The organism is Pedococcus sp. KACC 23699, assembly GCF_045348425.1.
Classification (GTDB): Bacteria; Actinomycetota; Actinomycetes; order Actinomycetales; family Dermatophilaceae; genus Pedococcus.
The window spans coordinates 3,597,904-3,619,048 of the sequence record NZ_CP157483.1; the positions used below are offsets into that span (position 1 = coordinate 3,597,904).

The following is a 21,145-nucleotide window of genomic DNA, read 5'->3' on the forward strand; positions in this document are numbered from 1 at the left end:
GTTCCTAGCTTGGGACCGTCCCCAGCACACCGGTTGGGGCGAGTCAGCAAAGGAACCCCGCCATGACCATCACCACCTCCCGACTGGGCCAGGCGGCGGGCATCGCCGCCGCCGTGGCCGGCGCCATCTTCGTCCTCGTCCAGATCAACCACCCGCCCATGGTCGGGGCCTCTGCCCTGACCACCGACTGGGTCGTGCGCAGCACCGCCAAGGTGGTGATGTCGGCTCTGGCCCTGGCCGGGTTCACCGGCATCTACCTGCGCCAGCGCAGCCAGTCGGGCGTGTTCGGGCTCGTGGGCTACCTCGTGTTCAGCGCGGGGTACCTCGCGATGTTCGGCACCGAGTTCCTGGCCGCCTTCGTCCTTCCCACCGTGGCGAAGACGTCGCCCGGCTACGCCAACGACGTCATCGTCGCCGCTGCCGGTGGTCATCCCGTGGGAGACATCGGCGCCATGAAGCTCGTGCTCGTGTTCATGGCGATCACGTATGTCGGTGGTGGGGTCCTGTTCGCCATCGCCACCTTCCGCGCCGCCGTCCTGGCCCGGTGGGCTGCCGTCCTGCTCGGAGTCGGCACCATCTCGACGGCAGCGCTCGGCATGCTGCCCGAGTCGTTCAACCGGCCGATGGCCGTGCCCACCGGGCTGGCCCTGGTCGGTCTCGGGGTCTCGCTGTGGCGTGACCAGCGTCGTGCGTCGACGCCCGCCGCCGCGGGCTCCTCGACCGCGGCACCGCGCGTGCGGGCCTCGGTCCGATGACCGCCCGGCAGCGGGGGTGGCGCGTCCCGGCCGCACTCATGGCACTGAGCGCCCTCCCGGTCCTGGCCGGCGCCGCCCGGCTCGTCGGGCTCGCGGGCGGACCGCAGCTCATCCCGGCCGATGCCCGATTCACCGCCTCCCCGCTGCCCGTCGTGGTCCACATCGTCTGTGCGGCCGTCTTCGCCCTCCTCGGCTCGCTGCAGTTCGTCGGCGGGTTCCGGCGCAGGCGGCCGGGCTGGCACCGGGCGTCCGGACGGGTGCTGGTCGCGGCCGGGGCCGGTGTGGCGCTGTCGGCCCTGTGGCTGACCCTGTTCTTCGCGCCCCAGCCGGACTCCGGTCCGCTGCTCCTGGTCCTGCGCATCGCCTTCGGGTCGGCCCTGCTGGCCACCCTCGGGCTGGGGGTGGCCGCCATCCGGCGCGGAGACGTCGCCGGCCACCGGGCGTGGATGGTGCGCGCCTACGCCATCGCGCTCGGCGCCGCCACCCAGGTGTTCACCGAGGGCGTCGGTGGGGCCGTGCTCGGCGACGGCCCGCTGGCCCTCGACGCATCGCGCGGCGCTGCCTGGGCGATCAACCTCGCCGTCGCCGAGTGGGTGATCCGTCGCCCACACGCCTCCGGCGAGAGCCGTTCGGGCACCGTGGCCCTGGCGGGGGAGCGGTCGTGAGCACGGTCTACGAGCTCCGCGTCGGGGGACACCTCGACCCGCACTGGTCCGCCCACCTCGGTGGGCTCACCGTGTGCCACGAACGCGACGGCACCTCGACGCTGACCGGGCCCCTGGTGGACCAGGCCGCCCTGCACGGCGTGCTGGCAGGCCTGCGTGACCTCGGCGCATCGATCCTCTTGGTCCGTGCGCTCCCCGACGGGTGCGAGGAGGTGGGCGATGCGTCGAGCGCGCGTTCCGACCGTGTGGGGCCACCATGGAACGGGTAGGAGGTTCGCATGACGCGGCGCGGGCAGATCCGGATCGGCACCTCCGGCTGGCGGTATGCCCGCTGGCGGGGCGACTTCTACCCCGTCGGCCTCCGCCAGCGGGATGAGCTCGGACACCTCGCGCAGCGCGTCAACACCCTGGAGCTCAACGGGTCCTTCTACTCGCTGCAGCGACCGGACAGCTTCCGGGCGTGGGCGGCCAGCACGCCGGACGACTTCATCTTCGCCGTGAAGGGCGGCCGATACATCACGCACCTGCGCAAGCTCGTGGACGTCGAGACCGCCCTCGCCAACCACTGCGCGTCGGGGATCCTCGCTCTCGGAACGGGTTTGGGGCCGACCCTGTGGCAGCTGCCGGCCCGGCTCGCCTTCGACGCCGCCCAGCTGGAGACCTTCCTCGCCCTGCTCCCACGCACCGCCCAGGACGTCGCCGACCTTGCAGCCCGGCACGACGACAAGGTGCCGCAGGCACGGGCCCTGACCCGGCTCGCCCCGGGTGTGGACCCCCGGACGCCGGTGCGGCACGCGCTCGAACCCCGCCACGAGAGCTTCGCGAACCCCCGGGCGAGCGAGCTGCTCTCGAGGTACGCGGTGGCGCTGGTGGAGTCCGACAGCGCTGGCACGTGGCCCAGGTTCGAGGCGGTGACCAGCGACTTCGGCTACGTCAGGCTGCACGGCGAGACCACGCTCTACTCGGGCGGCTACTGCGAAGGCTCCCTGGACCGGTGGGCCACGAAGCTCGGTGCGTGGGCGGCCGAGGGGCGCGACGCCTACGTGTACTTCGACAACGACGCCGACGGACGCGCGCCATACGACGCGGTGGCCCTGTTGGCGCGGGTTCGCGAGCTGCCCGCGGTGGAGCGCTGAGGGACTCCTGGTCCCGTTCGCGGTTGAGAGGTGGCTCGGCGGGTACACGCAGGACATGACCACCCACGACACGACGAACCACCCTGCGAAAGCGCCCGGTGACGAGGACGTGGACGCCCCACGCACGCCCGCCGACGTCACCAAGGAGTCCTGGCGCTACATCGCGCGCAAGACGCTGCGCGAGTTCAGCAAGGACCAGTGCACCGACCTCGCTGCGGCCCTGACGTACTACTCCGTGCTCGCGCTGTTCCCGGCGATGATCGCCCTGCTGTCGCTCGTGGGCCTGTTCGGCCAGGGACAGCAGACCGTCGACACGCTGCTGGGCATCCTGCGCGACGTCGGCGCCTCGTCGGCAGCCGACACCCTCGGACCGACGCTCCAGTCCCTGGCCGGCCGCAGCGGCGCGGCCGGTGTCGCGTTCGTCCTGGGGCTCGCGGCCTCGCTCTGGTCCGCCTCAGGCTACGTCGGCTCCTTCGGGCGCGCGATGAACCGCATGTACGAGGTGAAGGAGGGACGACCGTTCTGGAAGCTGCGCCCCGTCATGCTGGCGGTCACCCTGGTGGCCCTCGTCCTGGTCGCGCTGGTCGCGATGGCGCTGGTCCTCACTGGTCCCGCGGCCAAGGCCGTCGGCGACGCGATCGGACTGGGTTCGACCGCCTTGCTGGTCTGGAACATCGGCAAGTGGCCGGTCGTCCTCGTGGCCGTGGCCCTCGTCGTCGCGATCCTCTACTACGCGACGCCCAACGTGAAGCAGCCGCGGTTCCGCTGGATCAGCGTCGGCGCGCTCGTCGCCATCGTCGCCTGGGTCGTCGCTTCGGCGGCGTTCGGCTTCTACGTCTCTCGCTTCTCGAGCTACGACAAGACGTATGGCGCCATGGCCGGGGTCGTGGTGTTCCTCCTCTGGTTGTGGATCACCAACCTGGCCCTGCTGTTCGGGGCCGAGCTCGACAGCGAGCTCGAGCGCGGTCGCGAGCTGCAGTCCGGTGTTGCGGCTGAGCGCACCCTGCAGCTCCCGCCGCGTGACACCCGGACCAGCGACAAGTCGCGGGCGAAGGAGGACGAGGACGTCGAGCGCGGACGGCAGCTGCGCCAGAGCCGTGGCGGCGAGGAGGACAACGACTAACACCCTGTCGCAGCAACGAGAGCGGCCTGCCGTCCCGTGTGGGACGGCAGGCCGCTCCGTCGGGCAGGCACTCCCGCCCTGAACCCGCGGTCTGTCGCCCCCCTGGGACGGCAGGCCGCGGGCGGCCTCAGTCAGGACTGCTGGGCGGAGCGCACCTTCTCCGAGGAGTCCTGCGCCTGGCTCTTGACGTCCTCCGCCGATGAACGACCCTCTTCGACGACGGTGTCCTTGGCCTGCACCGCGACTTCCTGAACGCTCTGCGCAGCCTGCTGTGCCGGCTCCTTGAGCTCGCTCACGGTGTCCTTGGCCATGGCCTTGACCTCGTCGACAGCCGGCTGGGCCTTGTCCTGCAACGATGCCGCGGCACGCTTCTCCTTCTCGGAGGCCGGCAGCAACGAACCCAGCAGCCATCCCGCGCCTAGGGCGATGAGGCCGGCCGCGAGCGGGTTGCCCTCGGTCGACCGGCGTGCGCGCGAGGCCGCAGCGTGGGGGGCGTTACCGACGCCCGACGCAAGGTCCGAGGTGCTGCCCTGCAAGTCATCGGCCGTCCCCATGACGCGGTCCTTGACCGACGTGGCGACGTTGCCCACCTTGTCGGCCTGGCGTCGGGCGACGTTGGAAGGACTCACGGTCTCACCGAGAGCGTTGACGTCGCTGCTCAGCTGTCCGCGGGTCTGCTCGATCTGCTGACGAATGTCGTCGGGGTTGGTGCTCATGCGTGCTCCTCATTTCCCTTGAGCGCAGCGGGGATCTCCCGCGCAGTCTTTGTCGTCTGTGGAATTCCCTTGACCTGCTTGATCTCTCGTCGACCGATGCTCGCCAGCACGCCGGCGATCACCGCCCAGACGACGGCCACCACGAGCGCGGCCCAAGCTCGGCCGATCTCGTTGCCGAGTCCCCACCAGAGGGCGATCGACAAGAAGAGCAGGACGAAGTAGCTCGCCACTCCAGCGCCCCCGAGCATCCCCGCACCCTTGCCCGCGCGGGTCGCGGACTCGCGGATCTCGGCCTTGGCCAGCTCCATCTCCTGGCGCACCAAGGTGGACAGGTCGCGGCTGATGTCGGCGAACAGCTCTCCGACGTTGCTGAGGGACCTGCCTTGGGCCTGGTCCAGTCGATCCTGGTCGGTCATCGCAGGTACTCGCCGGTGCCCGCCGCCGGGCTCTCCGACACCGGGTGGTCACCTGCGGCCGGGGCGGTCCCGGTCGACGACCCGTACGCGGAGTAGCCCGTCGTGCTGTGGTCCACGGCGGGGACGCCGGTGGAACCGAGGGCGTCCGCAGCCGGCCCCGACGATGCGGGGCTGCCGCTGTCGGTCGAGTCCTGGTGCTCTGCGACGAGGCCCCGGCTGAGCCGACCCCCGACTAGGCCGATCACCGCGGCGGCGGCCAGGAATGTTCCCGGACGCTGGCGGGCGAACCCCTTGAGCTCGCTGACCAAGGAGCCGGGGTCACGCTCGTCCAGCCACCCGGCGACGTCGTTCATGCGCTGGGAGGCCTGGTGGGCGAGGTCGCTCGCCACGCCCTGCTGCTCGGAGCCGCGAGCCATACCGGAGAGCTCCTCGCCCAGGGAACGAAGGCCTTGGGCCACCCTGGTCTGCTGCTCGGCGCTCTGGTCCAGCAGCTGGCTGCGGGTCTGCTGCCACAGCTCCTTGGCCTGCTGGGTCGTCTCTTGGGCGACGCGGCCTGCCTCGTCCTTGCCCACGTGGGCCACGGATCGGGCGCCCTCCTTGGCCTGGTCGGCGGTCGCGCGGGCCTCGTCCTTGGCGACGTCGGTGGTGCCCTGGTCCTGCGCGCCCGTTCCGTCAGCCGGGGCGGCCAAGGAGCCGCTCATCCGGGTGGCGTCCGGGGAGGTGGTCAGCTCCACGGCGCCGAGCTCCCGTGTGCCGTCATCGTGCGGTGCGGATGTGCTCGTGTGGATCTCGCTCATGTCCAGTCCAGTCCTGTCATCGGGTTCGAGGACGCGCGGACGGTTTGGCGCGTCACTGTCACCACTACCCGCGCGGAGGACGGCGAAACGTCTCGCACCCACTCTGATCTGCGGCGATGTGCGTGGGGCGGGACGGAGGTGCCCCCTGCAGGGTGGGGCAGGGAGCCTCAGGGCATCAAGGTGCGGAACGCCCGGTGGAACACCTCGGCGCGGTTCTGCCCGGACTGCCGAGGGCCAGGGGTGGCGCTGAGGTAGTCAGTGAAGCCCGGCACCGATCCGGACTCCTCGCGCGTGATCTCGCGGAAGCCCATCGACCACTCGGGATAGGCCCGCTGCTCGATCTCCTCACGCAGCGCTACGAAGAGGCCGTGGTGGCGCCGGTCGCGCGAGATCCGGGCATAGGCGTCCTCGACGACGTCCTCGGGACCCTCCAGGGTCTGGACGAAGTTCCCGTCGGAGTAGAGCAGCACCCCGGTGAGGCCCAGTGCCGTGTTCTTCGAGCGGGTCCGCTCGAGCAGCTCCAGGAGGTCTTCCTTGGAGAGGTCGCTGGACGCGGTGCTGAAGTAGGTCAGGGAGAGCAACCCTGTGTCCTCTCGGTCGGTGCCCGTCACCGGGCGGTCGGCTGTCCGTCTCTGCTGTCGCCCGACGCTGCGTGCTGGGCTGGTCGTGGGAGCGAATCGTGCGGTCCGATCCTCGCCTGTCCACCGGGTCCTACCCGCGGGGCGACACGCCAAACCCAGCGATCTGGCGTGGGTGCACCAGCCGAACAGCCGATGAACAATCCTCGCGCGTACCCTTGCGGGTACGTAACAGGAGCGGTACGTTCAACCGCATGGATGTGGTGCTCCAGGCCTTGGCCGACCAGAGCCGCCGCACGGTGCTGGAGATCCTGCGGGACCACCCGGCGACGGCGGGCGAGCTGGCCGGTGCGTTGCCTATCGCGCGACCCGGGGTCTCCCGGCACCTGCGGGTGCTGCGCGAGGCCGGGCTCGTCGAGGTCCGTCAGGAGGCGCAGCGCAGGATCTACAGCCTGCGGCCGGAGGGCCTCGTCGAGGTCGACGAGTGGCTGGAGGACTACCGGGCGCTGTGGCAGCACCGTCTCGACGCCCTGCACACCGAGGTGGCACGAGGAAAGAAGGCACGAGGATGAAGCTCATCGGCAGCATGCGGACCCTGGACGAGACCCGTGGGGCGGTGCGGGTCGAGGACGTCTACGACACCGACATCGCCGACCTCTGGGAGGCGTGCACCACGCCGGAGCGGCTGGCCCGCTGGATCGCGGAGGTGTCCGGCGACCTGCGAGAAGGCGGGTCGGTGCACGCCACCTTCACGAGCTCCTGGAGCGGCCCCGCACGGATCGAGGTGTGCGACGCACCTCACCACCTCCTGGTGACAGCTGAGCCGGGCAGCGACGACGAGACCCAGATCGAGGCGTGGCTCACGGCCGAGGGTGCCCGGACCAGGCTGGTGGTCGAGGAGCGCGGCATACCGCTGGCCGGGCTGCACTTCTATGGAGCCGGCTGGCAGGTCCACCTCGAGGACCTCGGGCGGTCGCTCGCGAGCGGTGGTCCGGTGCACGCCGAGGGGTGGTCGCCGGAGGCGCCAGCGCGGGCGTGGCACGCCCGCTGGACCGAGCTCACCCCGGAGTACGTGGACACCTCCGTCAGCTGATCGGCGTCACGTCATCGGGGTGTGCAGGTAGGCGAGCGGGTGGCGCAGCCGGCGCGGGGTGGGCACACCGTGCTCGTGAGCGAGAGCCATCACCGACGCGACGACCACGACGACCTCGGAGACCGCTGCCGTCAGCACCGCCCCTCCGGTCCAGCGCTCGTGGACGCCGAACAGCCCGACGGTGGCCGAGGTGACGAACGCCGCCAGCGTCGAGACGCCGAACCCGATGGCGAGCAGGAGTGGCGCCCAGTGCGCCCAGCGCAGCACCAGCGCGGCGATGACGACGGCCGCCACGGCGTTCACCATGAAGGCCGGCCCGATCACCGCGATGGAGCCGTATCCGTCGAACCACAGCCAGAGGTGGACCGCCCCTGAGACCAGCAGCCCGACCGCGGCAAGCATCCGCATCTTCATGACCTTCCCCTTCTCCGTCGTGACCGCGCGGTGTGCGTGGGACTCCAGAGAGGACGGCACAGAGCCGCTCGGCGTTCACCGCCCGGGTGTGACCGAACGCGGGTGACCGAAGGCGGCTGACGGTGGTCGGGTGAGCGCTACAGTCGGCCTGTGCCCCGTGCTGTGCGCGCGTTGTGGACGGTGGGCCCCTCCGCGGCCGAGATCCGGCCGGCCGAGCTGCCGCCCACCGGGCCCGGCGACGTCCTCGTCCGCACCCTGCACACCGCGGTGAGCAAGGGCACGGAGCGCCTCGTCCTTCGCGGTCAGGTGCCGCCGAGCCAGTACGCCGTCATGCGGGCTCCCTTTCAGGACGGTGACTTTCCCTGGCCGGTGAAGTACGGGTACCTCAATGTGGGGATCGTCGAGGAGGGACCGCCGCAGCTGCTCGGCCGCACCGTCTTCTCGCTGTTCCCGCACCAGAGCGCCTACGTCGTGCCCGCCGAGGCGGTGTCGGTCGTCCCGGACGGAGTCCCGGCCGAGCGAGCCGTGCTCACCGGGACGGTCGAGACCGCCGTCAACGCGCTCTGGGACGCGGCGCCCCTCGTCGGTGACACCGTGGCGGTCGTCGGGGCGGGGATGGTGGGGTGCTGCGTCGCGCGCCTGCTGGCCGGCATCCCGGGTGTGGGCGTCACCCTCGTGGACGTCGACCCCACCCGCGTCGAGGTCGCGTCGGCCCTCGGTGTCGGGTTCGCCCTGGCGACGGACGCCGCCCGGGTGGTCGCCCCCTGCGACCTGGTCGTCCACACCAGCGCCACGTCGGCGGGTTTGCAGCTGTCCCTGGAGCTGCTGGTCGCCGACGGCACCGTCCTCGAGCTCAGCTGGTACGGCGACCGCGACGTCCAGCTCGCCCTCGGCGGCGCGTTCCACTCCGGCCGGTTGGCCATCCGCGCCAGCCAGGTGGGGGAGGTGGCCAACGCGAGGCGGTCGAGGCGGTCGCACGCCGACCGCCGTGCGATCGCGCTGGACCTCCTGCGCGACCCGGCCTTCGACGCGCTCATCACCGGTCGGTCGCGCTTCGAGGACCTGCCGGCGGTCCTGGCGCGGCTGGCCGACGGCAGCCTGCCCGCCATCTGCCACACGATCAGCTACGGCGAGGAGCAGCCATGTTCACCGTGACCGTCCGCGACCACCTGATGGTCGCCCACAGCCTGCGAGGTGAGGCCTTCGGGCCCGCCCAACGGCTCCACGGCGCGACGTATGTCGTGGACGCCTCCTTCCGTCGGCCCTCCCTCGACCCCGACGGCGTCGTCGTCGACATCGCGCGGGCCACCGAGCAGCTCCGAGCGGTCATCGGCCGGCTGACCTACCGCAACCTCGACGACGAACCCGACCTCGCGGGTGTCAACACGACCACCGAGGTGCTCGCCCGGGTGGTCGCCGATGCCCTCGTCGCCAGGATCCGAGCGGGCGAGCTCGGCGCGGGCGCTCGGGAGCTCGCCGGGATCGCGGTCACCCTGCGGGAGTCCCACGTGGCCTGGGCCAGCTACGAACGAGACCTGTGAGGACGGTCCACGTCGTCGTCCCCGACGCGGTCGACGACCCGTCGAGACCGAGCGGGGGCAACACCTACGACCGGCGGGTCTGCGCCGAGCTCCCCGGCCACGGGTGGACCGTCCGCGTGCACGCTCTCTCGGGGTGCTGGCCACGTCCGGACCAGGAGCGCCGCGACGGCCTCGCCACGGTCCTGGCTGGAATGACGGACGGTTCGGTCGTTGTACTCGACGGCCTCGTAGCCTGCGGACTGCCCGAAGCCGTTGTGCCACAGGCGAACCGGTTGCACATCGTGGTGCTGGTCCACCTACCCCTGGGAGCCGCGCCGGGGACCGGCGCCGACGGGCGCACCCGCCGCGCCGAGCACGCCGTGCTGTCGAAGGCCAGAGCCATCGTGACGACCAGCGAGTGGACGCGCCGCTGGTTGCTCGCCGCATACCCCCTGGACCCTTCCTGCCTGCACGTCGCGCAGCCGGGGGCGGACCCCGCGGAGCCGGCCCACGGCACGCCGACAGGGGGCGCGCTGCTGTGCGTCGCAGCCGTGGTCCCGGCCAAGGGGCACGACGACCTGCTGCGGGCGCTCACGCGGGTGCGGGACCTCCCGTGGCGACTGACCTGCGCCGGCGCCGTCGACCTCGACGCGCCGTTCCACGAGGGGCTCGTCCGCCAGGCCGCCGGGAGCGGCATCGCGGGCCGGGTCGACTTCGTGGGGCCGCGCGGGGCGGACGAGCTCGCCCGCCTGTATGCCGACGCAGACGTCCTCGTCCTCGCCTCCCGCCTGGAGACGTACGGGTTGGTCCTCACCGAGGCCTTGGCGAGGGGCCTGCCGGTGGTGGCTGCCTCGGTGGGCGGGGTCCCGGAGGCCGTCGGTCGGGCCCCCGACGGCACGAGGCCGGGACTGCTCGTGCCCGGAGGCGACGTCGACGCGTTCGCCGACGCGATCAGGGCGTGGTTGGCCGACGCGGAGCTCCGTCGACGGTTGCGAAGGGCCGCGGGGGACCGGCGGTCGACCCTGGTGCCCTGGTCCACGACCGCCCACCGCATCGGCGAGCTCCTGGGCGCGGTGGCGCCGTGACCCCTCGATCGGGAGCCCTGAAGCAGGCTGAACCGGGATGGCACGTCATCCGTCGTATCCACCGAGAGTCCCCGCGACGGAAGGTGGTGTCCACCAGTGGACGGTTCCCTCCTTCGCGCGGGCCCTCGGTCACGCGGCTGGACCTTGCCGCGACGGGGCCGCTGGACCCGGCTGCGCCGGCTGGCTGCGGTCGGCGTCCTGGGTGTGCTGGTGTGGCGACTGGGCACAGGACCCTTCCTCGCCGGGTTCGCGCAGGTCGACGTCTGGTCACTGGTGGCGGGGACCGGCTTGGCCGTCGTGACGACCCTGTGCTGCGCCTGGCGGTGGATGCTGGTGTCCAGGGGTCTGGGGGTCGCGGTGTCGTTGCCCTCGGCGGTGGCCGCCTGCTACCGGTCGCAGTTCGTCAACCTCGCCACTCCGGGCGGGGTGCTCGGTGACGTGGACCGGGCCGTGCGCCACGGACGAGGCGCGCAGGACACGAGCAGTGGGCTCCGGTCGGTGCTCTGGGACCGCGCGGCGGGTCAGGCGGTGCTCCTGGCCACGGCCGGTGCCCTGCTGGTCCTCCTGCCGTCGCCGGTGCGGGATGGGGCACGGACGGCCGGAATCGCTCTTGTGGCAGTCACATTGGCGCTACTCGGTGTCGTTCTCGTCTTCCGACGACGTCCCCCGTCCGTTTCGGTGTCGGCGGTGAGCCGGGTACGGGCCGACGTCCGGGCGGTCGGGGTCTCACGCCACTCCTGGTCCTGGATCCTGCTGGCGTCGGCCGTGGCCCTGTCGTGCCACGTCCTGACCTTCTTCGTCGCCGCCCGGACGGCCGGGACCGGCGGGGCGACGGTGCAGGTCCTGCCCCTGGCGCTGCTCGTCATCCTCGCGATGGGGCTGCCCAACGTCGCCGGGTGGGGTCCCAGGGAGGGTGCCGCGGCCTGGGCGTTCGGCGCCGGGGGCCTCGGCGCCCAGCAGGGTGTCGCCACCGCCGTGGTCTACGGCGTGATGGTCTTCGTCGGGGCGCTGCCCGGGGCGATCGTCCTGCTGGCACACGTGATCCGCAGAGATCGGAGGGTGCCCGGTGGCTGACCGTCCGTACACCCTGCTGAGCTGCTGCATGTCCCTGGACGGATACCTGGGGAGTGCGTCCGGCGGGCGGTTGCAGCTGTCCAACGCGGCCGACTTCGACCGCGTCGACGGTGAACGAGCGGCCTCGGACGCGATCCTCGTCGGTGCGGCGACCATCCGGAACGACAACCCCCGGTTGCTCGTGCGTTCGGCCGGGCGACGTGCCGAACGGGTCGCTCGAGGGCACTCGCCGTCACCGGTCAAGGTGACCGTGACGGGCGGGGGCGACCTCGACCCGGGGGCGGAGTTCTTCGTCACCGGCGACGTCCAAAAGCTCGTCTTCTGCTCGCGCGACGCGCTGGCGGCCACCCGGGACCGGCTCGGCGGGGTCGCGACGGTCCTCGGTGCCGGTGTGGCCCGGGACTCCGTCGACCTTCGCCACGTGGGCGAGGAGCTGGGTGCGCGGGGCATCGGTCGGTTGATGGTCGAGGGTGGTGGCAGGGTGCACACCCAGTTCCTCAGCGAAGGCCTGGCCGACGAGCTGCAGCTGGTCGTGGCGCCGTTCTTCGTCGGGGACGCCTGTGCCCCGAGGTTCGTCGACGAGGGGACCTTTCCCTGGACCGTGGCCCGTCGGGCCACGTTGGCGCAGGTCCAGCAGGTCGACGACGTCGCCCTGCTGAGGTACGCGTTGTCGCCGCGCTACGGCGAGGGCTGAGCGGCCACGGGTCAGGCGGGTCCGGTCAAGGGCGGACCAGCACGTCCTGGTGGTGGACGGTGACCCGCAGGACGCCCTCGGCGGACTCGGCGAGCCGACGTCGCGCGTAGGCGTCGGCCTCGGCCGTGAGGCGCGGATCCTGCTCGCGCGCGGCCCGGAGCCACCCGGCCAGCCACTGCTGCTGGAGGTCCTGCTGCCCGGGACCGAGCAGCCACGGGCTCGGTCGCACGACGACCTCGCGGCCCAGCTCGGTGAAGGCGTCCACGGCGCGGCCGACCGCATCGGGCCCGAGCAGCCGGTGTCCCTCGACGCTGCGCCGCTGGTGGGCGTTGAAGGCCTCGGCCACCCGCACGTCGAGCCGGTCGGGCGGCTCGAGGTCGACGTGCCCGGTGACGCTCAGCGCGATGAGTGCCGGGCAGCGCGCGCCGGCGACGGTGGCGACGAAGCGGTCCAGCTCCATACCGGTCATCATGTCGAGCAGCGCGGACGCGGTCACGAGCCCGGCCTGACCCAGCTCGTGCGGCGGGAGCCGGGTGACGTCCTTGTGGCGGGTCTCGACGGTGACCGGGGCGCCCGCGAGCGACCGCTGCGGGGCGCTGCCGGCAGCGACGGCGAGCAGCTCGACGTCGCGGTCGACCAGGACCCAGTGCTGCGGCCCGGACAGGCGGACGGCCAGCCAGCGGGCCATCGACCCGGTGCCGCAACCGAGGTCGTGGACGACGAGCCCGTCGCGCGGCAGCTGTCGGCGCAGCTCGTCAACGAGCTCGGTCGAGCGGGCAGCCGCATCCGCGGCCTCGCGCAGGGCCAGCCAGCCAGCGCTGGCCCGGCCGTGCTCCTGCGTCACCTGACCTCCCCGGGCCACCTCGATGAACCGATCGCCAGCCCCGACCGTAGTAGATGCTGAACGCCCGGAACGGTCGGACGTCCCTTACTCGGGAGGCGCTGTGCTGACGGTTCGACGGCTCCCCGAGGTCGGGTTGGTCGCGCTGACGATGCTGCTCGCGGCGGTCTGGGCATCGGTGGGCCTGACGGCTGCGGGCTGGGGCGTGGGCCTGTTCTGCGGCGCCCTGCTCAACCCGGTCGTCGCCGTGGCGCTGCACCGGACCGGCGCGCGCGGGCCGGGTCCGGCCGACGTCGTCACCCTCACCCGGGCCATGCTCGCCTGCGGCCTGGCGGCCCTGACCGCGGACGCCCTCGTGCACCAGGTCCACACCCACTTGTTCGTGCCGATCGCGGTCGTGGCCCTCGCCCTGGACGCCCTGGACGGCTGGGTCGCGAGGCGCACCCATACCTGCTCCGCCTTCGGGAGCCGCTTCGACGGGGAGGTGGACGCCTTCCTCATCCTCGTGCTCAGCGTCTACGTCACCCCGACCTTCGGCGCGTGGATCCTCTCCGCGGGGCTGATGCGGTACGCGTTCGCCGTGGCCGGTTGTGGTGTGCCGTGGCTGCGGGCGCGGCTCCCGTACCGCTTCTGGCGCAAGGTGGTCACCGCGTCCACGGGCATCGTGCTGACGCTCGCGGCCGCGGACGTCCAGCCGCGCTGGCTCTCCACCAGTGCCCTCGTCGTGGGCCTCGCCCTGCTCGTCGAGTCGTTCGGCCGTGACGTCTGGTGGTCGTGGCGCCACCGCGTCGTCACCGCCGAGGAGACGGCCAGCCTCGGAGCGACCCCCATGGCGCCGGCCCGGGCGCCGACCCGGGCCCGAATCGAGCCGGTGTAGCCGTGCGTTCCGCGCCCTCGACCCGGACCCGTCCTGCGTCCCCCCAGGACGACGAGGCGCCCCGACGACGGCTGGCGGCGCTGCTGGTGGACTGCCTGGCGCTGGCCTTCGTGTGGACCGCGCTGGTGCTTCCGGACACCCCGGATCGGTTGACACCGTCGGCCCTGGTGCAGGTCCCCGTCGAGGCGGTCGCCCTGGCCGCCATGGCGCTGACGCTGCCGCGGCGACCGACCCGGGTGCTGGTGTGGCTGGTGGGGGTGCTGCTCGGCCTCTTGACCGCGCTCAAGGTCGCCGGGCTGGTGTCGGTCGGGGTCCTCGGCCGGCCCTTCGACCCCGTGACCGATGCTGCGCACCTGGGGCCGGCAGTGGACTTCGTCAGTGCGTCCTTCGGGTCGGTGGCCGCAGGAGGTGCCGCCGTCGCAGCAGTGCTGCTCGTCGTCCTCCTCCTCGTCGGCACACCCCTGTCCGTGGGGCGAGCGGTGCGACTGGTCCAGCGACGACGCGGGACGTCCGTAGTGGCGGTCCTGGGGCTCACCGCGGTGTGGTCCGTGGCGGCCGTGAGCGGACTCGGCATCGCGCCGCGCGAGCCCCTCGCGGCCGCCGACACGGTGCGCTTCGCCGAGGGGGAGGTGCGGGCCGTGTCCTCCTCCCTGGCCGAGCAGCGCAGGTTCGACGCCGCCGTGCGCGTCGACCCCTACCGCCGGGCCGCACCCGGCGACCTCTCCGCGCTCCGGGGCAAGGACGTGGTCCTCGCGTTCGTCGAGAGCTACGGGCGGGTCGCCGTGCAGGGGCAGGCTTCGGCCGGTGTCCAGCGCGTGCTCGACGCGGGTTCCCGGCAGCTGAGGGCCTCCGGGTATGCAGCGCGGAGCGCCTTCCTCACGTCACCGACCTTCGGCGGGGTCAGCTGGCTGGCCCACTCGACGTTGCAGTCGGGCGTGTGGGTCGACAACCAGTCGAGCTACGACCGGCTGCTGGCTGGTGACCGCACCAGTCTCACCAGCGCCTTCGGACGCGCGGGCTGGCGGACCGTCGCCCTGCTGCCCTCGGACCGGGGAGCCTGGCCCCAGGGCCGCGCCCACTACCGCTTCGACACGGTCTACGACAGCTCGAGCCTGGGGTACGCGGGCCCGGGCTTCGGTTTCTCGATGATGCCGGACCAGTATGCGCTGCAGGCCTTCCAGCGCCTCGAGCTCGCCCCGAGCAAGCGTCCCCCGCTGATGGCCGAGGTCGACCTGGCGTCCAGTCACGGTCCGTGGGCGCCGGTGCCGCACATGCTCGCCTGGGACGGCCTCGGTGACGGCTCGGTGTTCGCTGGGATGCACGACGGTGCGCAGACGGCGGGGGAGCTGTGGAGCCACCGCGACCGGGTCCCGGCCGCCTACATGGCCTCCATCGAGTACTCCCTCACGGCGCTCATCTCGTTCGTCGAGAGGTACGGCAGCGACTCCCTCGTGCTGGTCCTCGTCGGCGACCACCAACCGGCGACCATCGTCAGCGGTCACGGGGGCAACCATGACGTGCCGATCACCCTGGTCGCCCGTGACCCCGAGGTCATCTCCCGGATCTCTGGCTGGGGCTGGCAGGACGGCCTGCGTCCCGGGGCGGGGGCGCCGGTGTGGCGGATGGACCTGTTCCGTGACCGCTTCCTGGGTGCCTTCGGCAAGGCACCCAGGTGACCCCGGACCCGACGGTGCGGCTGGAGGCAGCGCTGCTGCCGGCACGCCTCGCAGCGTACGAACCCGGCGAGTACGTCGGCCAGGAGAGCTTCATGCGGGCCAGCGAGATCAGGATGCTCGCCGCGCGGGCCGGCATCGGACCCACGACGTCGGTGCTGGACGTGTGCTGTGGGGTGGCCGGCCCCGGACGACTCATCGCCCGGGAGCTGTGCTGCACCTACCTCGGGGTCGACGGCTGCGCGGAGGCGATCGCGGTGGCTCGACGCCGGGGCCCGGAGAACTGTCGCTTCGAGGTCTCGCACGTCCCGCCGCTGCCGGCCGGTCAGTTCGACGTGGTCCTCCTGCTCGAGACGATGCTGGCCTTCGCGGACAAGGCCACGCTGGCCCGGGCGGTCTCCGCCGCCCTTGCTCCCGGCGGACGCTTCGCGTTCACCGTCGAGGAGGGGCACCCGCTGACCGAGGCCGAGCGTGCGCTCATGCCGGCCGCCGACACGGTCTGGCCGATGACCAGGGAGCAGCTGGTGTGCTGCCTGGGGACTGCGGGTCTGCGGGTCAGGTGGCAGTCCGACTGCACGAAGGCGCACCAGGCGACCGTCGACTCCTTGGTGAATGCCTTTGTGGCACATGCGGACTGGATCCGCGATCAAGTGCCCGACACGGTCCTCGACGAGCTGCTGGTCGCGCACCGGCTGTGGGGTGAATGGCTCCGCCGAGGACGCATCCGCAAGTTCCTGGTGGTCGCCGAGAGGGGGTGACCTTGGTCCCCGGGACCGTGCCGAGCGGCCCCTAGCGTGGTCCTGGGTCGGCTGCGGGGCCGCTCCACACCGTCGTCGGACGCGCCCGCCCTGCGGGATGCCGTGCCGCGTACCGGAAGGGATCTGGGGATGAGCGAGGTCGAGCAGACAGGGCAGGCAGGGCAGGCAGGACCGGGGGAGCGGGCAGGCGCGGGCGCGGCGGAACCCGTGGTCGTGGTGGGGGTGGACGGGTCGGAGTCCAGCGTCCTGGCCCTGCGGTGGGGGGCCCACCTGGCTGCCGCCTCGGGGGCGCGCACCCTCGTGGTCGGTGTGTGGGAGGCCTACTCCGCCTTCGGGCTCGTGGGCGAGGGATGGAGCGCCCTGCCGCCCGACTGGGACCCCGAGAAGATCGTCCACACCGAGGTCCGCCACGTCGTCGCCCACGTGTACGGCAACGACCTGCCACCCGGCGTCGAGGTCCGCTTCGAGCAGGGCAATGTCGCCCGCGTGCTGCTGGACCTCAGTGCCGACGCCGTGGCCCTCGTGGTCGGCAGCCGTGGACAGGGTGGTTTCGCCAGCCTCCTGCTCGGCTCGGTGAGCGCGGCGTGCGCCGCCCATGCCACGTGTCCTGTCCTCGTGGTGCACGGCGACCGCCCTCCGCCGACCGCGCCGTCCGTCGCCGGTCGGGAGGCCGGGTCCGGTGGGTGAGCGGGCGAGCAGTGGTCCCGTGCGCGCCTGGGAGGTGACGGGGCATCCCGGCGAGCCCGGCCGCATACGTCTGGGGGAGCGCCCCGTGCCCGTGCCCGGCGTGGACGAGGTGCTGGTCCGCGTCGAGGCGTGCGGGGTCTGCCGCACCGATCTGCACGTGGCCGACGGGGACCTCGAGGTCCGGCGAGCACGCGTCGTCCCTGGGCACGAGGTGGTCGGCACCGTGGTCGACGCGCGCCCGGGTGGGAGGTTCGCCACGGGGGACCGGGTCGGGGTCGCCTGGCTGCGTCGGACGTGCGGGGTGTGCCGCTGGTGCCGCCGCGGAGACGAGAACCTCTGTCCCCGTGCGGAATTCACGGGATGGGACCACGACGGAGGGTATGCGGAGTACACGACGGTGCCTGCCGCGTTCGCCTATCGCGTGCCTGAGCTCCTGACGCCGGCGGAGGCTGCACCTCTGCTGTGCGCCGGCATCATCGGGTACCGCGCACTGCGTCGTGCGCAGCTGCCGCCGGGAGGTCGACTCGGCCTCTACGGGTTCGGTGCCAGCGCGCACCTCACTGCCCAGCTGGCGCTGGCGCAGGGTGCCGAGGTGCACGTCCTCACCCGTGGCGAGGCGGCCCGCGACCTGGCCCTGTCGCTCGGCGTGGCGTCGGCCGGGCATGCCTTCGACCCAACGCCAGTGTCCTTGGACGCAGCCATCGTCTTCGCGCCGGTCGGCGAGCTGGTGCCGGTCGCCCTCGAGGCGCTCGACCGCGCGGGCTGCCTGGTCCTGGCCGGCATCCACATGACCGACGTCCCGTCGCTGGACTACCGCCGCCACCTCTTCCTCGAGAAGCGGGTGGTCTCGGTGACGGCCAACACGCGCGCGGACGGCGAGGACTTCCTGCGTCTCGCCGGTCGGCTGGGCCTGCGTGCGACCGTGACGCAGTACCCGTTCCTGCACGCGGACACGGCGCTCGACGACCTGGCCGGCGGTCGGGTCACCGGAGTCGCCGTCCTCACTGGCTGGTGAGGTGCCGACCACGTGGTGAGGCGTCGACGACGAACAGCGTCGGCTCTCAACGCAAGGAGCTCACTGCTGCGTCCGCGGTCGTCACCAGGGGGGAGGCGGCCACGCCGCCGAACGACGCCGGCCTTCGTCGCGACGACGCTGCTGCCGGCGGCGCTCGAGCTCCGAGGTGATCCTGGCACCCGTCTCCCTGGCTGCCTGCTGCTCGTGCGGGGCCTCGGCCTCCGGCCTCCTGTGCTGGGTGACCCGCAGGGTCTCCTCGGAGGCGGCGAGGCGCTGCAACAGCTCGCGCAGGGGAAGGTGGTCCAACGACACACTGTCCGCATCGCTGCGCTGGCGTGTCGTCGACGTGCTGGAGTGCATACCGGATTCCTGTTCCTGGAGGGACTTGGTCACCCTGCACCGCCAAGTGAACAGGGAGATCCGGCCGCCCCGTGAGGACCATGGTCCCGGCACCTCGCAGCGGGACCAAGGGCCCGGACGCCGCGCGCCCACAGTGGGCACAGTGGGCCCAGGACGTCGGGACCCAGGGCACCGGAACGTCGGGACATCGGGCGGGAGGCCGCAGTGGGTGGGACCGCACTCATGCGCGACGGGGCACCGGTGGAGATCCGCAGCGCGCACCTCGACGACTTCGACGCGATCGTGCGACTCCTGCGGGGGCTGTCCGTGCGGTCGCGGTACCAACGGTTCCTGTCGGCCGCCCCCCAGACCGGGGAGTATGCCGCCGCGCTCTTCGATGCGAACCGGACCCTGGCCACCCTGGTGGCGACGAGTGGGGGCGCCGTCATCGCGGTGGGGTCGCTGCACCGCACCGACCCGAGCTGCGCGGAGTTCGCCATGGCCGTCGGCGACCAGGTGCAGGGCCACGGTGTCGGGACCCTGCTGCTCGAGGGACTGGTGGAGCGGGGCAGGGCACTGGGCCTGCACCGGCTGACGGGGGAGGTCCTCAGCACGAACCACCAGATGTTGGACGTGCTGCACCACCTCGGGCTGCCCGTGGGCGTGTCCTTGGACGCGCAGGGAGCTGCCTCGGTGACCTCGGTGACCGTCGACCTCGACGGCGACGAGGGGCTGCGTCGAGCACACCGGCGCCGGGAGGAGATCGCCGGTCGGGAGTTCCTGCGCCCGCTCTTCGACCCGGCCGGGGTGGTGGTGGTCGACGGCGAGGTCGGCGACGACCCTGCAGGGGCGACCCGGGCGGTGACGGTGGGCGACGTCGTCCCGGTGCGCCACGCCCGGGCCCACCCGGCAGGCGGTGGCTCCGCCGCATACGTGGGAGCCGAGGTCGTGGTGGTCGCCGCGGGCGAGGGCGTGGACGACGTGCTGCGGGATGCGCTGGAGGCGGGCGTCGAAGCCGCGGTCGTGACCGCGGGGGAGCCCGAGATCGCCACCGAGGACGTGTGCGCCGCGGTCCGTGCCGCGGAGGCGGCCGGTATGCGGGTCGCAGGTCCGGCAGCGCGACTGGTCCTCGGCTCCTGGTGCCTGGGGCCTCCCGGCCTCGGGGAGCGCCTGCGTCCCAGGAGCGAGGGGGTGGCGGTGGTCGGGGACCACGGCAGGGCCGTGGCACTGGTCGAGCGGCTCGTGCGTCGCGGTGTCGACGTCCACCTGGCCCTCGAGCTAGGGGCGGCCGCGGGACTGGGGGCCGGTGAGACCGCTGCGTGGATGTCGCACCAGTGCGGGGTCGGTTCGCTGGTGCTCGTCGTCGGCGGGGGGACCAGCAGCGGCGACCTGACGCACCTGGCCGGCAGCCTGGGTACCTCTGGCGCGCCGGTGGTGGTCTCGCTGGTGGACTCGACCGTCGTGGGCGACAGCGGGTCGTCCAGCCTGCACACGGTGCCCACGGACCGCGACCTCGTCGAGCTCGCAACCCTGCGTGCCAGGGCAGGGTGGCGGTCGGTCCCCAAGGTCGTCATCGTCACCAACGACCCCGCGGTCGCGCACGACCGCGTCGACCACGGCGTCCCGGAGCTGGCGGTGCTGGCCCTGGACCGCGACGTGACCGCGTCCGCGGTGGCCGAGGTGCTCGAGACGCTCTCGGCCGAGTCCGGGGTCGAGCCCGGGGTCGAGCCCGGGGTCGATGTGGTCGTCCTGGCCCTGCACCAGACCCGTCACCTGCATCCTCGGCAGCTGGACCGCGTCGTGCACGTCTTTGCGCAGCACCACCGCGAGATCCAGCTCGTCCTGGTCGATGACGGGACGGGTGACAAGCACGGGCACCGGCGACGCAGCGACCTGCCCCGGTTCGACGACGAACGCACCGCCCTGACGGCCATCGCCCTGTGCAGCGCTGACGTCAGGGCCGCTGACGTCGCGGCTGTTGAGTGAGGAGGGCGTCCTCGCTCTACGGGCGCACGACCATGACCGGGCAGTGGGCCCCGTGCAGCACCCCCTGGCTGACCGAGCCCAGCAGCATGCCGCGGAAGCCGCCGAGGCCGCGGCTGCCGACGACGACGAGGGCAGCGTCGCGCGAGGCCTCCACCAAGGCGGAGACCGGGTGCGCGTCGAGCACCCGCGAACGGACCCGGACCTGTGGGTACTTCTCGGACCAGGCCGCGACGGCCTCCTCGGTCGCGGTCGTGACCTGGTCGCCCAAGCGGCTGCGGAGCTCGTCCGGGTCGAGGACGACCATGCCCGTGTCCGCGTACTCGACGGTCCAGGTGTGGACCACGGTCAGGGGCAGACCCCGCTGCTCGGCCTGCCGGAACCCTTCGCCCAGCGCGGCGTCGCTGAGGTCGGAGGTGTCATAGCCCACCACCACACCTTCGCCCGGGTCGGACGTCGGCGGCAGCGTTCGCACCACGGTGACCGGGCAGTGCGCGTGGGCCGCGACGTCGAGTGAGGTCGACCCCAGGAATGCGCTGGCGAGGGCTCCGCGGCCACGGGCCCCCACCACGACGAGCTGGGCGCTCCGGGAGGCCTCGACGAGGAGCGCGGCGGGGCTGCCGATGCCCGTGGACGTGGTGACCTCGATCGCGCCGGACACGCCTCGGATGCGCTGCGTGGCCTCCGTCAGGACCCGCTTCGCCACGGCGTCGGAGGTGGCCATCAGGGGTTCGATGTGCGGTCCCTGCACGGGCACGGACCTCCCGTGGACCAGGTGCATCCCGCACCGTCGACGGACGGCCTCGGCGAGGGCCCAGTCGAGGGCGTCACGCGTGTGGTCCTGGCCGTCGAGGCCGACCACGATGGGCGGGGGTGAAGCTGTCTCGGGCATGCCACAGCGTCGGT

The 21,145-nt window shown here is 72.6% G+C and carries 26 protein-coding genes; 18 read left to right on the forward strand and 8 right to left on the reverse strand.

What is annotated here, in order from left to right; translation table 11 throughout:
* The first annotated feature begins 62 nt into the window (after positions 1-62).
* From ABEG17_RS16820 to ABEG17_RS16840, 5 genes are read left to right on the forward strand one after another with little or no spacing between them, the layout of a single operon-like run.
* Positions 63-755 (forward strand): hypothetical protein, encoded by a 693-nt coding sequence (locus tag ABEG17_RS16820; protein WP_406830626.1) that lies wholly within the window; start codon positions 63-65, stop codon positions 753-755.
* Positions 752-1,420, forward strand: coding sequence for a DUF2306 domain-containing protein (locus ABEG17_RS16825; RefSeq protein WP_406830627.1), 669 nt, complete (start codon positions 752-754; stop codon positions 1,418-1,420). Before ABEG17_RS16820 ends, ABEG17_RS16825 begins: the two co-directional genes overlap by 4 nt.
* Positions 1,417-1,689 carry a hypothetical protein gene (locus tag ABEG17_RS16830; protein WP_406830628.1) on the forward strand — a complete coding sequence of 91 codons (273 nt, stop codon included), beginning with the start codon at positions 1,417-1,419 and terminating at the stop codon, positions 1,687-1,689. Before ABEG17_RS16825 ends, ABEG17_RS16830 begins: the two co-directional genes overlap by 4 nt.
* A gap of 9 nt (positions 1,690-1,698) precedes the next feature.
* On the forward strand, positions 1,699-2,556 hold the full coding sequence (locus ABEG17_RS16835; RefSeq protein WP_406830629.1) for a DUF72 domain-containing protein: 858 nt from the start codon (positions 1,699-1,701) through the stop codon (positions 2,554-2,556).
* A 55-nt stretch (positions 2,557-2,611) separates the two neighbouring features.
* Complete coding sequence (locus ABEG17_RS16840) at positions 2,612-3,679, forward strand: YihY/virulence factor BrkB family protein (protein ID WP_406830630.1); 1,068 nt, start codon at positions 2,612-2,614, stop codon at positions 3,677-3,679.
* A gap of 131 nt (positions 3,680-3,810) precedes the next feature.
* On the opposite strand, the gene ABEG17_RS16845 is transcribed toward ABEG17_RS16840, so the two are convergent.
* The 4 genes from ABEG17_RS16845 to ABEG17_RS16860 all read right to left on the reverse strand — a co-directional run bounded on the left by ABEG17_RS16845 (position 3,811) and on the right by ABEG17_RS16860 (position 6,189).
* Entirely contained in the window at positions 3,811-4,395 is a 585-nt protein-coding gene (locus ABEG17_RS16845; RefSeq protein ID WP_406830631.1) for a DUF3618 domain-containing protein, read from the reverse strand.
* Positions 4,392-4,811 carry a phage holin family protein gene (locus ABEG17_RS16850; protein ID WP_406830632.1) on the reverse strand — a complete coding sequence of 140 codons (420 nt, stop codon included), beginning with the start codon at positions 4,809-4,811 and terminating at the stop codon, positions 4,392-4,394. The genes ABEG17_RS16845 and ABEG17_RS16850 overlap by 4 nt, the downstream gene beginning before the upstream one ends.
* The gene (locus ABEG17_RS16855; RefSeq protein WP_406830633.1) at positions 4,808-5,608 is read right to left on the reverse strand and encodes a hypothetical protein; all 801 of its coding nucleotides are present in this window, start codon (positions 5,606-5,608) and stop codon (positions 4,808-4,810) included. The genes ABEG17_RS16850 and ABEG17_RS16855 overlap by 4 nt, the downstream gene beginning before the upstream one ends.
* A 167-nt stretch (positions 5,609-5,775) precedes the next feature.
* Complete coding sequence (locus ABEG17_RS16860; protein ID WP_406830634.1) at positions 5,776-6,189, reverse strand: BLUF domain-containing protein; 414 nt, start codon at positions 6,187-6,189, stop codon at positions 5,776-5,778.
* Positions 6,190-6,440: 251 nt separating this feature from the next.
* On the opposite strand from ABEG17_RS16860, the gene ABEG17_RS16865 reads away from it, so the two are divergent.
* The gene (locus ABEG17_RS16865) at positions 6,441-6,758 is read left to right on the forward strand and encodes an ArsR/SmtB family transcription factor (RefSeq protein WP_406830635.1); all 318 of its coding nucleotides are present in this window, start codon (positions 6,441-6,443) and stop codon (positions 6,756-6,758) included.
* Positions 6,755-7,279, forward strand: a complete 525-nt coding sequence (locus ABEG17_RS16870; RefSeq protein ID WP_406830637.1) for an SRPBCC domain-containing protein — start codon at positions 6,755-6,757, stop codon at positions 7,277-7,279. Before ABEG17_RS16865 ends, ABEG17_RS16870 begins: the two co-directional genes overlap by 4 nt.
* A 6-nt stretch (positions 7,280-7,285) precedes the next feature.
* Here the strand turns inward: ABEG17_RS16870 and ABEG17_RS16875 are convergent, their stop codons facing one another.
* A complete protein-coding gene (locus ABEG17_RS16875; protein WP_406830638.1) occupies positions 7,286-7,693 on the reverse strand; it encodes a hypothetical protein in 408 nt (135 codons plus the stop codon).
* Between the two features lie 150 nt (positions 7,694-7,843).
* On the opposite strand from ABEG17_RS16875, the gene ABEG17_RS16880 reads away from it, so the two are divergent.
* From ABEG17_RS16880 to ABEG17_RS16900, 5 genes are all read left to right on the forward strand, one after another.
* Positions 7,844-8,848 carry a zinc-binding alcohol dehydrogenase gene (locus tag ABEG17_RS16880; RefSeq protein ID WP_406830639.1) on the forward strand — a complete coding sequence of 335 codons (1,005 nt, stop codon included), beginning with the start codon at positions 7,844-7,846 and terminating at the stop codon, positions 8,846-8,848.
* The gene (locus ABEG17_RS16885; protein WP_406830640.1) at positions 8,836-9,234 is read left to right on the forward strand and encodes a 6-pyruvoyl trahydropterin synthase family protein; all 399 of its coding nucleotides are present in this window, start codon (positions 8,836-8,838) and stop codon (positions 9,232-9,234) included. The genes ABEG17_RS16880 and ABEG17_RS16885 overlap by 13 nt, the downstream gene beginning before the upstream one ends.
* The gene (locus ABEG17_RS16890; RefSeq protein WP_406830641.1) at positions 9,231-10,298 is read left to right on the forward strand and encodes a glycosyltransferase family 4 protein; all 1,068 of its coding nucleotides are present in this window, start codon (positions 9,231-9,233) and stop codon (positions 10,296-10,298) included. The genes ABEG17_RS16885 and ABEG17_RS16890 overlap by 4 nt, the downstream gene beginning before the upstream one ends.
* 144 nt (positions 10,299-10,442) lie before the next feature.
* Positions 10,443-11,372, forward strand: a complete 930-nt coding sequence (locus ABEG17_RS16895) for a YbhN family protein (protein WP_406830642.1) — start codon at positions 10,443-10,445, stop codon at positions 11,370-11,372.
* Positions 11,365-12,066: a RibD family protein gene (locus tag ABEG17_RS16900; RefSeq protein WP_406830643.1), complete on the forward strand. Its 702-nt coding sequence runs from the start codon at positions 11,365-11,367 to the stop codon at positions 12,064-12,066. The genes ABEG17_RS16895 and ABEG17_RS16900 overlap by 8 nt, the downstream gene beginning before the upstream one ends.
* Positions 12,067-12,091: 25 nt before the next feature.
* Here ABEG17_RS16900 and ABEG17_RS16905 read toward each other — a convergent pair whose 3' ends face one another.
* Positions 12,092-12,910 carry a class I SAM-dependent methyltransferase gene (locus ABEG17_RS16905; protein ID WP_406830644.1) on the reverse strand — a complete coding sequence of 273 codons (819 nt, stop codon included), beginning with the start codon at positions 12,908-12,910 and terminating at the stop codon, positions 12,092-12,094.
* A gap of 100 nt (positions 12,911-13,010) precedes the next feature.
* Between ABEG17_RS16905 and ABEG17_RS16910 the strand changes: the two genes are divergently transcribed.
* The 5 genes from ABEG17_RS16910 to ABEG17_RS16930 all read left to right on the forward strand — a co-directional run bounded on the left by ABEG17_RS16910 (position 13,011) and on the right by ABEG17_RS16930 (position 17,917).
* Positions 13,011-13,784 carry a CDP-alcohol phosphatidyltransferase family protein gene (locus ABEG17_RS16910; RefSeq protein WP_406830645.1) on the forward strand — a complete coding sequence of 258 codons (774 nt, stop codon included), beginning with the start codon at positions 13,011-13,013 and terminating at the stop codon, positions 13,782-13,784.
* A gap of 2 nt (positions 13,785-13,786) precedes the next feature.
* Positions 13,787-15,460 carry a CDP-alcohol phosphatidyltransferase gene (locus tag ABEG17_RS16915; RefSeq protein WP_406830646.1) on the forward strand — a complete coding sequence of 558 codons (1,674 nt, stop codon included), beginning with the start codon at positions 13,787-13,789 and terminating at the stop codon, positions 15,458-15,460.
* A complete protein-coding gene (locus tag ABEG17_RS16920) occupies positions 15,457-16,215 on the forward strand; it encodes a class I SAM-dependent DNA methyltransferase (RefSeq protein ID WP_406830647.1) in 759 nt (252 codons plus the stop codon). Before ABEG17_RS16915 ends, ABEG17_RS16920 begins: the two co-directional genes overlap by 4 nt.
* Positions 16,216-16,344: 129 nt before the next feature.
* On the forward strand, positions 16,345-16,902 hold the full coding sequence (locus ABEG17_RS16925) for a universal stress protein (protein WP_406830648.1): 558 nt from the start codon (positions 16,345-16,347) through the stop codon (positions 16,900-16,902).
* A gap of 19 nt (positions 16,903-16,921) precedes the next feature.
* Complete coding sequence (locus ABEG17_RS16930) at positions 16,922-17,917, forward strand: zinc-dependent alcohol dehydrogenase family protein (RefSeq protein WP_406830649.1); 996 nt, start codon at positions 16,922-16,924, stop codon at positions 17,915-17,917.
* An 81-nt stretch (positions 17,918-17,998) separates the two neighbouring features.
* Here the strand turns inward: ABEG17_RS16930 and ABEG17_RS16935 are convergent, their stop codons facing one another.
* Positions 17,999-18,223 carry a hypothetical protein gene (locus ABEG17_RS16935; protein WP_406830650.1) on the reverse strand — a complete coding sequence of 75 codons (225 nt, stop codon included), beginning with the start codon at positions 18,221-18,223 and terminating at the stop codon, positions 17,999-18,001.
* Positions 18,224-18,481: 258 nt separating this feature from the next.
* Here ABEG17_RS16935 and ABEG17_RS16940 point away from each other — a divergent pair, with 258 nt between their 5' ends.
* The gene (locus ABEG17_RS16940; RefSeq protein WP_406830651.1) at positions 18,482-20,242 is read left to right on the forward strand and encodes an N-acetyltransferase family protein; all 1,761 of its coding nucleotides are present in this window, start codon (positions 18,482-18,484) and stop codon (positions 20,240-20,242) included.
* Between the two features lie 16 nt (positions 20,243-20,258).
* Here ABEG17_RS16940 and ABEG17_RS16945 read toward each other — a convergent pair whose 3' ends face one another.
* A complete protein-coding gene (locus ABEG17_RS16945; protein WP_406830652.1) occupies positions 20,259-21,131 on the reverse strand; it encodes a universal stress protein in 873 nt (290 codons plus the stop codon).
* Positions 21,132-21,145 lie beyond the last annotated feature (14 nt).

What these genes read in the sequence shown, in the direction of transcription:
- ABEG17_RS16835 (WP_406830629.1), top strand. Translation starts at nt 1,699, where the DNA reads ATGACGCGGCGCGGGCAGATCCGGATCGGCACCTCCGGCTGGCGGTAT.
- ABEG17_RS16945 (WP_406830652.1), bottom strand. Translation starts at nt 21,131, where the DNA reads ATGCCCGAGACAGCTTCACCCCCGCCCATCGTGGTCGGCCTCGACGGC.
- ABEG17_RS16855 (WP_406830633.1), bottom strand. Translation starts at nt 5,608, where the DNA reads ATGAGCGAGATCCACACGAGCACATCCGCACCGCACGATGACGGCACA.
- ABEG17_RS16865 (WP_406830635.1), top strand. Translation starts at nt 6,441, where the DNA reads ATGGATGTGGTGCTCCAGGCCTTGGCCGACCAGAGCCGCCGCACGGTG.
- ABEG17_RS16885 (WP_406830640.1), top strand. Translation starts at nt 8,836, where the DNA reads ATGTTCACCGTGACCGTCCGCGACCACCTGATGGTCGCCCACAGCCTG.
- ABEG17_RS16875 (WP_406830638.1), bottom strand. Translation starts at nt 7,693, where the DNA reads ATGAAGATGCGGATGCTTGCCGCGGTCGGGCTGCTGGTCTCAGGGGCG.
- ABEG17_RS16840 (WP_406830630.1), top strand. Translation starts at nt 2,612, where the DNA reads ATGACCACCCACGACACGACGAACCACCCTGCGAAAGCGCCCGGTGAC.
- ABEG17_RS16850 (WP_406830632.1), bottom strand. Translation starts at nt 4,811, where the DNA reads ATGACCGACCAGGATCGACTGGACCAGGCCCAAGGCAGGTCCCTCAGC.
- ABEG17_RS16825 (WP_406830627.1), top strand. Translation starts at nt 752, where the DNA reads ATGACCGCCCGGCAGCGGGGGTGGCGCGTCCCGGCCGCACTCATGGCA.
- ABEG17_RS16870 (WP_406830637.1), top strand. Translation starts at nt 6,755, where the DNA reads ATGAAGCTCATCGGCAGCATGCGGACCCTGGACGAGACCCGTGGGGCG.
- ABEG17_RS16925 (WP_406830648.1), top strand. Translation starts at nt 16,345, where the DNA reads ATGAGCGAGGTCGAGCAGACAGGGCAGGCAGGGCAGGCAGGACCGGGG.
- ABEG17_RS16820 (WP_406830626.1), top strand. Translation starts at nt 63, where the DNA reads ATGACCATCACCACCTCCCGACTGGGCCAGGCGGCGGGCATCGCCGCC.
- ABEG17_RS16845 (WP_406830631.1), bottom strand. Translation starts at nt 4,395, where the DNA reads ATGAGCACCAACCCCGACGACATTCGTCAGCAGATCGAGCAGACCCGC.